At 62.9% G+C, this 8,351-nt stretch carries 9 protein-coding genes and 2 tRNA genes; 3 read left to right on the forward strand and 8 right to left on the reverse strand.

Going from position 1 to position 8,351, the window contains the following annotated elements; all coding sequences use genetic code 11:
* Positions 1-127: 127 nt before the first annotated feature.
* Positions 128-203: transfer RNA gene (locus tag ACTJGZ_RS15095), tRNA-Ala, on the reverse strand.
* Positions 204-334: 131 nt separating this feature from the next.
* The gene (xth, locus tag ACTJGZ_RS15100) at positions 335-1,117 is read right to left on the reverse strand and encodes an exodeoxyribonuclease III (RefSeq protein ID WP_441663724.1); all 783 of its coding nucleotides are present in this window, start codon (positions 1,115-1,117) and stop codon (positions 335-337) included.
* A gap of 318 nt (positions 1,118-1,435) precedes the next feature.
* Between xth and ACTJGZ_RS15105 the strand changes: the two genes are divergently transcribed.
* The 3 genes from ACTJGZ_RS15105 (at position 1,436) to ACTJGZ_RS15115 (ending at position 3,518) form a co-directional block, all read left to right on the forward strand.
* Positions 1,436-2,260 (forward strand): AcrVA2 family anti-CRISPR protein, encoded by an 825-nt coding sequence (locus tag ACTJGZ_RS15105; RefSeq protein ID WP_441663725.1) that lies wholly within the window; start codon positions 1,436-1,438, stop codon positions 2,258-2,260.
* A gap of 201 nt (positions 2,261-2,461) precedes the next feature.
* The gene (locus ACTJGZ_RS15110; protein WP_441663726.1) at positions 2,462-3,178 is read left to right on the forward strand and encodes an AzlC family ABC transporter permease; all 717 of its coding nucleotides are present in this window, start codon (positions 2,462-2,464) and stop codon (positions 3,176-3,178) included.
* A complete protein-coding gene (locus ACTJGZ_RS15115; protein WP_441663727.1) occupies positions 3,165-3,518 on the forward strand; it encodes an AzlD domain-containing protein in 354 nt (117 codons plus the stop codon). Before ACTJGZ_RS15110 ends, ACTJGZ_RS15115 begins: the two co-directional genes overlap by 14 nt.
* 29 nt (positions 3,519-3,547) lie before the next feature.
* On the opposite strand, the gene rfbC is transcribed toward ACTJGZ_RS15115, so the two are convergent.
* The 6 genes from rfbC to ACTJGZ_RS15145 form a co-directional block, all read right to left on the reverse strand.
* Positions 3,548-4,105: a dTDP-4-dehydrorhamnose 3,5-epimerase gene (rfbC, locus tag ACTJGZ_RS15120; protein ID WP_441663728.1), complete on the reverse strand. Its 558-nt coding sequence runs from the start codon at positions 4,103-4,105 to the stop codon at positions 3,548-3,550.
* Positions 4,106-4,109: 4 nt separating this feature from the next.
* Positions 4,110-5,003 carry a glucose-1-phosphate thymidylyltransferase RfbA gene (rfbA, locus tag ACTJGZ_RS15125; protein ID WP_441663729.1) on the reverse strand — a complete coding sequence of 298 codons (894 nt, stop codon included), beginning with the start codon at positions 5,001-5,003 and terminating at the stop codon, positions 4,110-4,112.
* Positions 4,993-5,955, reverse strand: coding sequence for a dTDP-4-dehydrorhamnose reductase (gene rfbD, locus ACTJGZ_RS15130; protein WP_441663730.1), 963 nt, complete (start codon positions 5,953-5,955; stop codon positions 4,993-4,995). The genes rfbA and rfbD overlap by 11 nt, the downstream gene beginning before the upstream one ends.
* Positions 5,952-7,007: a dTDP-glucose 4,6-dehydratase gene (gene rfbB, locus ACTJGZ_RS15135; RefSeq protein ID WP_441663731.1), complete on the reverse strand. Its 1,056-nt coding sequence runs from the start codon at positions 7,005-7,007 to the stop codon at positions 5,952-5,954. Before rfbB ends, rfbD begins: the two co-directional genes overlap by 4 nt.
* Positions 7,008-7,235: 228 nt before the next feature.
* Positions 7,236-7,312: transfer RNA gene (locus ACTJGZ_RS15140), tRNA-Met, on the reverse strand.
* Between the two features lie 318 nt (positions 7,313-7,630).
* A complete protein-coding gene (locus ACTJGZ_RS15145) occupies positions 7,631-8,161 on the reverse strand; it encodes a hypothetical protein (protein ID WP_441663732.1) in 531 nt (176 codons plus the stop codon).
* Between the last annotated feature and the right edge of the window lie 190 nt (positions 8,162-8,351).

Genomic DNA, 8,351 nt, shown 5'->3' on the forward strand with positions numbered 1-8,351 from the left:
CTGATCAGGCGATTGCCAGCCAGCAGCGATAGCGGCCGCGCGGCAACGGCGGCGCAGGAAGTTCCGCTGTAAACGCAAAACAAGGCACGACATCGTGAGATGTGGTGCCTTGTTTCAACTGAAATTTTGGTGGAGCGGAGGAGGATCGAACTCCCGACCTTCGCATTGCGAACGCGACGCTCTCCCAGCTGAGCTACCGCCCCAAACAAGAAATAAATTATAGGCCTGCGGTTTTCAGTTGGCAAGCGTATTTTGCGGGCTTATCGTGGGGCTGCCGGTGGCCTGCCGTGGGCATATGACCCGCCTCGCGACGACTTCCCGGCAGGCCGTGACTTCAGGTTTTTAGTTCGGCAACGACAGGCGCGTGGTCTGAGGGTTGCTCGTTGGCGCGCGGGGCTTTGTCGATGAGACTGGCGATGCAACGGTCTTTCAGGGCGTCGGATACCAGCACATGGTCGATGCGCAAGCCGGCATTGCGGCGGAAGGCGCCTTGACGGTAGTCCCACCAGCTATAGCTTTTTTCGGGCTGTTCAAACAGCCGGAAAGAGTCGCTCAGGCCCAGGTCCAGCAGTTGGGCCCAGGCGGCGCGCTCCGGGGGGGAAACCAGCACTTGGCCAGCCCATTTGGCTGGGTCGTGCACATCCCGGTCATCCGGGGCGATGTTGTAGTCACCCAGGATGGCCAGTTTGGGATAGCGCTGCAGTTCTTCGCGCAGCCATTCGTGCAGGGCGGCGAACCAGCTGAGTTTGTAGGGGTATTTATCGCTGTCCAGCGCCTGGCCGTTCGGGCAGTACACGCAGACGACACGGATATCGCCGCCAGCCGGGTCGGGCAGGGTGGTTGCCAGCAGGCGGCGTTGGGGGTCTTCGAAGCCGGGGATGTTGCGGACGATGTCGGCGCCGGGCTGGCGCGAGATGATCGCAACGCCGTTATAGGTTTTCTGGCCGGCCCAGGCAGCGTGGTAGCCCAGTTCCGTGAAGGCTGCAAGCGGGAATTTGTCATCTTCCAGTTTGAGTTCCTGCAAGCAGAGCGCATCGACAGGGTTGGCATTCAGCCAGTCGATGACCTGGGGCAGTCGGACTTTCAGGGAATTCACATTCCAGGCTGCGAGTTTCATGGGGGCGCTAGACCTCTTGGTGATGATGGGTGTCGGGATCGGGCAGGATGGCGCGAGGGCCAGTCATGGGGATAGCCCGGCAACCCGATATGGTACCAGTGCAGGCAAGCGTGGTGGCGGGAGCGGTGGCCGTGGCGGGGGCAGGCAGAAGGGGCAGGCAGAAGGGGCGGCGCGGGCGGGGTTGCCGGGCCGGCGGGGAATTTGGGGCGCTTGCGCCCAGGCTCCCGTAAAATCCCTGTTTTCCTTCAAAGTTGCTATCGCGCATGCCTTGCACTGGTTATCCGCCGGGGCATGGCCCGCCACATCGCTATGTCTCAAATGCAAAAAAAGACCCACCGTGCCTGCGAGGCCTTGTCGGCTGCCGCGGCCGCGTATCCCGAGGCCTGGAAAAAGGCCGAGCTGTTCCGTTCCATCAATGGCCAGCCCGGCAAGCCGGGTTGGCAGGATTGGTGTTATCTGCCTTTGGGCGGCTGGTATGCCATCGTGGCGCGTGCCCGGCATGGCGGCAAGGAAATCAATAATCTCGCTTCCTTGCTGGATGTGTCGCGTCTGGCAGCGCTGGGCGCGTGGCGCATGACCCAGGGGATTTACCGTTTTCAGCCTGCCCTGCTTGCCGCTTTGAGCCAGGCGCCTGCCGCGCTGGATGCGTTGGAGATGCCGTGCGCCGCCTTGTTCACATTGCCGGAGTGGGGCGTTTACCTGGAGACCCCGGGCCTGGAAGAGGGGCTGCACGGCGTGTGGGCACATCTGGAGCATGATGCCAACAATGGCGCGCTGGAGTTGCGCCTGTTGCTGGACGAGGAAACAGGGTTGACGCCTTTGATTCTGGATCTGGGTGTGGCAACGCTGGCGCAGGCGGTGCAAGGGGCGATTGAGACGTCCGAGCGCGAGGCAGGGGTGAATCGGGCCGGGCTGGATGCGCAGGCGGATTCTCAGGACAGCACGGCTGCTGCGCAACAGACGGCGCGCCTTTTGCCGGTGGTGGTCGCGCTGTTGCTGCATCTGTGTTCGGAGCAGGCTGTGTTCAGCCGTAAGGGTGAGATTGCTCGGCCTGCGAATCCGGCGCCGCGCAAGACCAAACAGGGGCTGCGTCTGTTCCCGGCGGCAGGGCCGACCGAGTGGGAAGTGTCTGCCAAAGCATAATGCCCGCCGGGGCGGGCACGTCCGCAGCGCATGAACCATGGGCATGGGCGTAGGGCATGAAGCTTGGCCAGGCATGCCTATGCATCTAACCAGGATGTCTATGCGCCGGCCTGTTCGCCGGCAGGCGGCGGCGCTATGATGCCGAGTTATTCTGCCGACAATGGGGTTTTGTCCGTCCGGCTTTGAACCCTGACATATTTCATGCATGCTTTTTTCAAAGGGCTGCTGGTCAGTCTGTCGATAGCGGCGGGCTACCTGCCGGTCGCGTTTTCCTTCGGCCTGGCTGCCTTGCAGGCAGGTTTGTCGCCGCTGAGCACTTTGATGCTATCGGTCGTGGTCTATGCGGGGGCAAGCCAGTTTGTCTTGATTCCCTTGCTGGCGTCCGGCGCCGGTTTGCTGACGGCCTTGCCAACCGTATTGCTGATGAATGCGCGCCATTTGTTTTACGCGCCTGCGTTGTGGGGGCGTTACCGGCGTTCAGGGAAGCGCCGCGTGCCTGCGCCGGTGCTGGCATTCGGCTTGACCGATGAGGTGTTCGCCGCATCCATGACACGCATGGCCGAGGTGCCGGAGCCGCAGCGCGAGCATTGGTATCTGGGCTTGCAGACCGGGGCTTATGGCTCCTGGGTGCTGGGCACGGTGCTGGGGGTGGCATTGGGCGGCTATTTTGAACATCCGCCGGCCGCGTTGCAGGCGGCGCTGTCTTTCATTTTGCCGGGCCTGTTTTTTGCGTTGCTCCTGGAAATCGGCGTGTGGAAACATTGCCGCGTGATTGTCGCTACCGCATGCGCTTGCGTGGTGTTATTGCAGTGGCTGCCGGGGTATCACGCGCTGGCGTTCGGGATGCTGATCGGCGCGGCGTCAGGCCTGTTACCGGCAGGGCGAGGGGGCGAGAGGGGCGGGCATGACGGAAAATGAGCTGATTATTCTGTTATGCGGCATCGGCACCTTTCTGATCCGCTGGCTGCCCATGCGCGGCCAGGCTCGTGTGCGGGAGGCTGCGGCGGCTGATGGCCTGGCCCAGCGCTTGTTGCGCGGTATCGGGCCGGCGGCCATTGCCGCTTTGCTGGCCGTTTCTTTTTGGCCCATGGTGGCGCAGCGGCCAGACATCTGGCAGGGGGCGGCCGTCTTGCTGTCGCTGGGCGTCATTCTGTTGCTCAAGCGGCGCTTTGGCGGCATTGCCGGGCCAACGCTCGCGGGCGCGGCGGTGTACGGGCTGCTGCACCTTTGCCTGCCCATGGCTGGCGGCACGCTGTAGCGTCTTTGCTTGCGGGCAGGCCTTGGCATTCAGTCCAGCGGCGACAGCGCAGCCTGGTGCAGCAGGGGCGCGGCCTGGTCGCGCGCGGAAAGGATAGGGGGGGCGGACAGCGGCCAGTCGATCGCGAGTGCGGGGTCGTCCCAGCGTATGCAGCCTTCTGCCGCCGCATGCCAATAATGGGTGGTCCGGTACAGGCAGTCAGCCTGTTCGGAAAGCGTCAGGAAACCATGGGCAAAGCCTGGCGGCACCCAAAGCAGCCGGCGGTTGCTGGCGGATAAAACCGTGCCCGCCCAGAGTCCGAAAGTGGGTGAGCCGGGGCGGATATCGACGGCGACGTCGAAGATTTCCCCTGCCGTGACGCTGATGAGCTTGCCTTGCGCATGCGGTTCGCGCTGGAAGTGCAGGCCGCGCAAAACATGGCGGCAGGATTGCGAAAGGTTTTCCTGAACGAAATCCAATGCGGGTAGCGCCAGCGCGTCGCGCAGGCGGGCCAGATTCATATTTTCAAGAAAATAACCGCGCGCATCGGCATGAATCTTGGGGTGCAGCACGATAACGCCTGGCAGGCTGGTGGTTTGTATTTGCATGGGATCAGAATACCCGGGCGTGTGGCAAGGCAGCCAGATAGTGCCCGTATGGGCTATTGGGCATGGCGGCTGCCAGGGCGCGCAGTTGTCCGGCATGGATATAGCCCAGGCGGTAGGCGATCTCTTCCGGGCATGCCACTTTCAGGCCTTGGCGTTTTTCCAGTGCGGCAATGAGCTGGCTGGCTTCCAGCAAGGCTTCGTGGGTGCCGGTATCCAGCCAGGCATAACCGCGCCCCAAGGTTTCGACATGCAGTTTCTGCTGCGCGAGATACGAAAGATTTAAATCGGTGATTTCCAGTTCGCCGCGTGCCGAGGGGCGCAGCGCACGGGCCCGTTCGGGCGCGCTCGCATCATAAAAATACAGGCCGGTAACGGCGTAGTCGGATTTGGGCTGATCGGGTTTTTCTTCGATGGCGATAGCGGTGCCGTCCCGGTCGAATTCGATGACGCCATAGCGCTGGGCGTCTTGCACCCGGTAGGCAAAGACCGTGGCTTGATCTGTCTGGGCGCAGCGCCGCAAGAGCGGCGCCAGGTCGTGGCCGTAAAAAATATTGTCGCCCAGCACCAGCGCGCTGGGGCAGCCATCGAGAAAATCCTGGGCAATGATCAGCGCCTCGGCGATTCCCCTGGGCTGTGCCTGCACGGCGTAACTCAGTGACAGCCCCCACTGGCTGCCGTCGCCCAGCAAACGCTGAAACAGTGGCGTATCCGCCGGTGTGCTGATTAGTAAGATTTCCCGTATGCCTGCCAGCATCAGCGTACTCAGCGGGTAATACACCATAGGCTTGTCATAGACAGGCAGCAGTTGCTTGGAAATTGCCAGCGTGGCCGGGTGCAGGCGGGTGCCTGCGCCGCCGGCGAGCAGGATGCCTTTGCGGGGGGACGGGCTAGTGGTCATGGCGGGCAGTGAGTTGTCCTGGGTGCCGGGCCAGGTGTTCCAGGGTGAGGCGCAAGTCATCGCGCCAGTCGGGCAACGCCAGGCTGAACTGGCGCTGGAAACGCTGGTTGTCCAGTTGTGAATTCAGCGGGCGCGGCGCGGGCGCGGGCCAATCGCTGGCGGCGATGGGCTGCAGGCGCTCATGGCTGCCGGCGGGCAGCAGGCCCAGGGTTTCGGCGTATTGCGTGGCGTAACGGGCGTAGTCGTACCAGCTGGCGCGTCCGCTGGCGCAGAGATGATACAGGCCGTCGGGGCCATGGCCAGCCGCGGTGGGCAGGCATTGCCGCAGCGCCGCCATGGCGGTGGCGGCAATGCGTGCGGCTTGGCACGGCGTGCCATAAGCGTTGGCTACGATCTTCAAGGGGCTGGCAGGGTCTTGCCGCAGGCGCCACAGAATAGTGCCCAGGAAGTTGCCCGGTGTGGCGCTGTAGAGCCAGCTGGTGCGGAACACTAAATGGCGGCACGCGCTGCCCAGCACCGCTTGTTCGCCGCCGAGTTTGCTGCGGCCATAAACGGACAAAGGGCGGGGCGTATCCTCTTCGCGGTAGGCCTGGGCCTGCTTGCCGTCGAACACATAATCGGTCGAAAAATGCACCAGCCAGCTATGGGTCTGAGCTGCGGCATCGGCCATGGCAGCAACGGCTTCGGCATTGACGGCTTGGGCCGTTTGCGGTTCCGCTTCGGCGCGGTCAACGGCCGTGTAGGCTGCCGCATTGATAATGACCGCAGGGCGACAGGCGTGTATGGCGGCGGCAACGCTGGCGCTGTCGCTCAGGTCGCATTGCGCGCGAGTCAGGGCATGCAGCGCCGGGCGGTCGGGCGAGTGTCGCGGATGCGGGGGCAAGGCTTGTATGTGCTGTTGCAGGGCGCGGCCCAGTTGCCCTTGCGCGCCGAAGAGCAGAATGGAATTCATGGGCGGGCCTGGCGCCAGGCAATGGCTGCATCGGCATTGTCATGCGCGCTCCACTCAGGGTGCTGCAAAGACCAATCGACGGTTGCGCTCAGGCCTTCGGCCAGGACGGTGCTGGCTTGCCAGCCGAGCTGGCGCCGGATTTTTCCGGTATCCAGGGCGTAGCGTGTATCGTGCCCGGGACGATCCGCCACATGCTGGATCTGTTCCGCGTAGGGGCGGCCGTCGGCGCGGGGGCGGCGCTGGTCCAGCAGCGCGCACAGGGTAAGCGCGATCTCCAGGTTGCTGGTTTCCGTGCCGCTGCCGATGTTATAGCGCTCTCCCGGTGCACCGTGCGCCAGCAGCAGCCGCAAGGCCGCGCAATGGTCCGCCACATGCAGCCAGTCTCGCTGTTGCAGGCCGTTGCCGTATAGCGGCAGCGGCTGGCCGGCGAGCGCTTTGCTGATGAACAGCGGAATCAGCTTTTCAGGAAACTGGCGCGGGCCATAATTGTTTGAGCAGTGCGACATCAGAACAGGCAAGCCGTAAGTGCGATGCCAGGACATGACCAGATGATCGCTGGCGGCTTTGCTGGCGGAATAAGGGCTGCTGGGCTGGTAGGGGTGCGTTTCCGTGGCGGCATCGGCGGTGGGGGCCAGCGAGCCATACACCTCATCGGTAGAAATATGCAGGAAGCGGAACCCGGCGGCTTGCGCTTCGGGCAGTTCACGCCAATAGTGGCGGCAGGCTTCCAGCAAGGCATAAGTGCCGTCGATATTGGTCTGGATGAAGGCAGCCGGGCCGTCTATGGATCGGTCAACATGGGTTTGCGCAGCAAAATGCACCAGCGCCCGCGGCTGGTATTCTGTCAGCAGGCGCGTGACAAGCTCGCGGTCGCGGATATCGCCGTGCACGAAATGGTGGCGCGTATCCTGTTGCAGCGGGGCCAGGTTGGCCAGGTTGCCGGCATAGGACAGGGCGTCCAGGTTGATGATGGCTTCGTGGTGGCGGTTCAGCCATTCGAGAATGAAATGACTGCCGATGAATCCGGCGCCGCCAGTAACGAGCAATGTCATGGTTGCTATCCCGAAAGTGCAGCTGTGGCGATGCTGGCCAGGTCGGCTGGCCTGCCCTTCCTGTTCTCGCTCAGGCCATATGCTAACGCCAGTCGCGGGCATTGGGGGGTGTGGGCGGACATTGTGGGCGGGCATTGAGGGCGGACGGCGCCAGGGGTGATGCCTGAAGCCAGGCCGCCGCACGACAAAAAAGGCCAGTCTCATAGAGGCTGGCCTTTCAGGAAATTCTGGTGGCGCATCAGGGACTCGAACCCCGGACCTGCGGATTATGATTCCGTCGCTCTAACCAACTGAGCTAATGCGCCATACCCGCTGCGCCTGATAAAACCAAGGCAGCAGCCAAGAAGAAAACTATAGCATAGAAAATTATCGCAGCACTAGTGGGGAAGCCACGCATCTCTGGCAGGCACCCGCGCCCGGGGCCGCGCCGTATCGGCGTATGGGCGTCAGGTGTCAGGCGTCAGGTGTGAGGTGTCCGCGGAATTGGGTGTGCGGTCTGATGCAGGGCCGCAGCCTGCGGCTTGACGATAAAAAAACTGCAGCAAGGCGGGTTGATGCCTTGCTGCAGTTTTCTCTGCCAGGGGCGGGCAGAGTGCGCTGCCCCTGGTTGGTGGTGCGCCGGGTTAATCCTTGGTGGCTTCGGTGGCTGCGCTGATGCCGTCCTGGGTGCTGCCGACTTTGGCAGTCTCGGTTTTGGACTGCTCGGTGGTGCCGTTTAGGCGGTCTTGCAGCGCCTGCGTTTTTTCTGCAACGTCATTGCTCAGCTTTTGCGCGTCTTCCTTGGTTTTTTCAGCGGCGGCGCTGACGGCTTCCTCGGTTTTCTTGGCGGCGTCTTCCGTGGCGTCGCGTGCCTTATCCAGGCTGCGGCTCACGTTATCGCGCAGATTGTTGTCCTGGGTGGTCTCAGGGGCCTGGCCAGCTTCCGGCGCGGGCGTGGCTTCCGGTGCGATGGCAGGAGCGCTGGAAGCAGGGGCCGCAGCCGGTGCATCTGCGCCTTGGGCGGGCGCGGCGGCTGGTGCTGGGGTTTGGGCGGCGGGGGCGGGGGCGCTGGTGCTGGGCGCCGGAGCCGAATTGGTTTTCTGTTCGCATGCGGCAAGGGCCAGCAGGGAAGCAGCGATGGCACCGATTGCAATGCGATTGATTTTCGTATTCATTGGTTTTACTCCCGGGGGACGGACGAATAAGGCAAATAAGGACGGGTAACGGAATCGGAATAAGGCGGGGAATGAGGCGGCGGAATGAATCTGCTGTTGAATCTCTGCCGTCTTTCTCAGCCGTTTTCGTTTGCCCGAACGGATTACAAGGAAAGATTTCCATCCGTCGCTATATAGCCTAATCCTTTTT

The sequence above is a fragment of the Kerstersia sp. genome (assembly GCF_052103615.1).
Classification (GTDB): domain Bacteria; phylum Pseudomonadota; class Gammaproteobacteria; order Burkholderiales; family Burkholderiaceae_B; genus Kerstersia.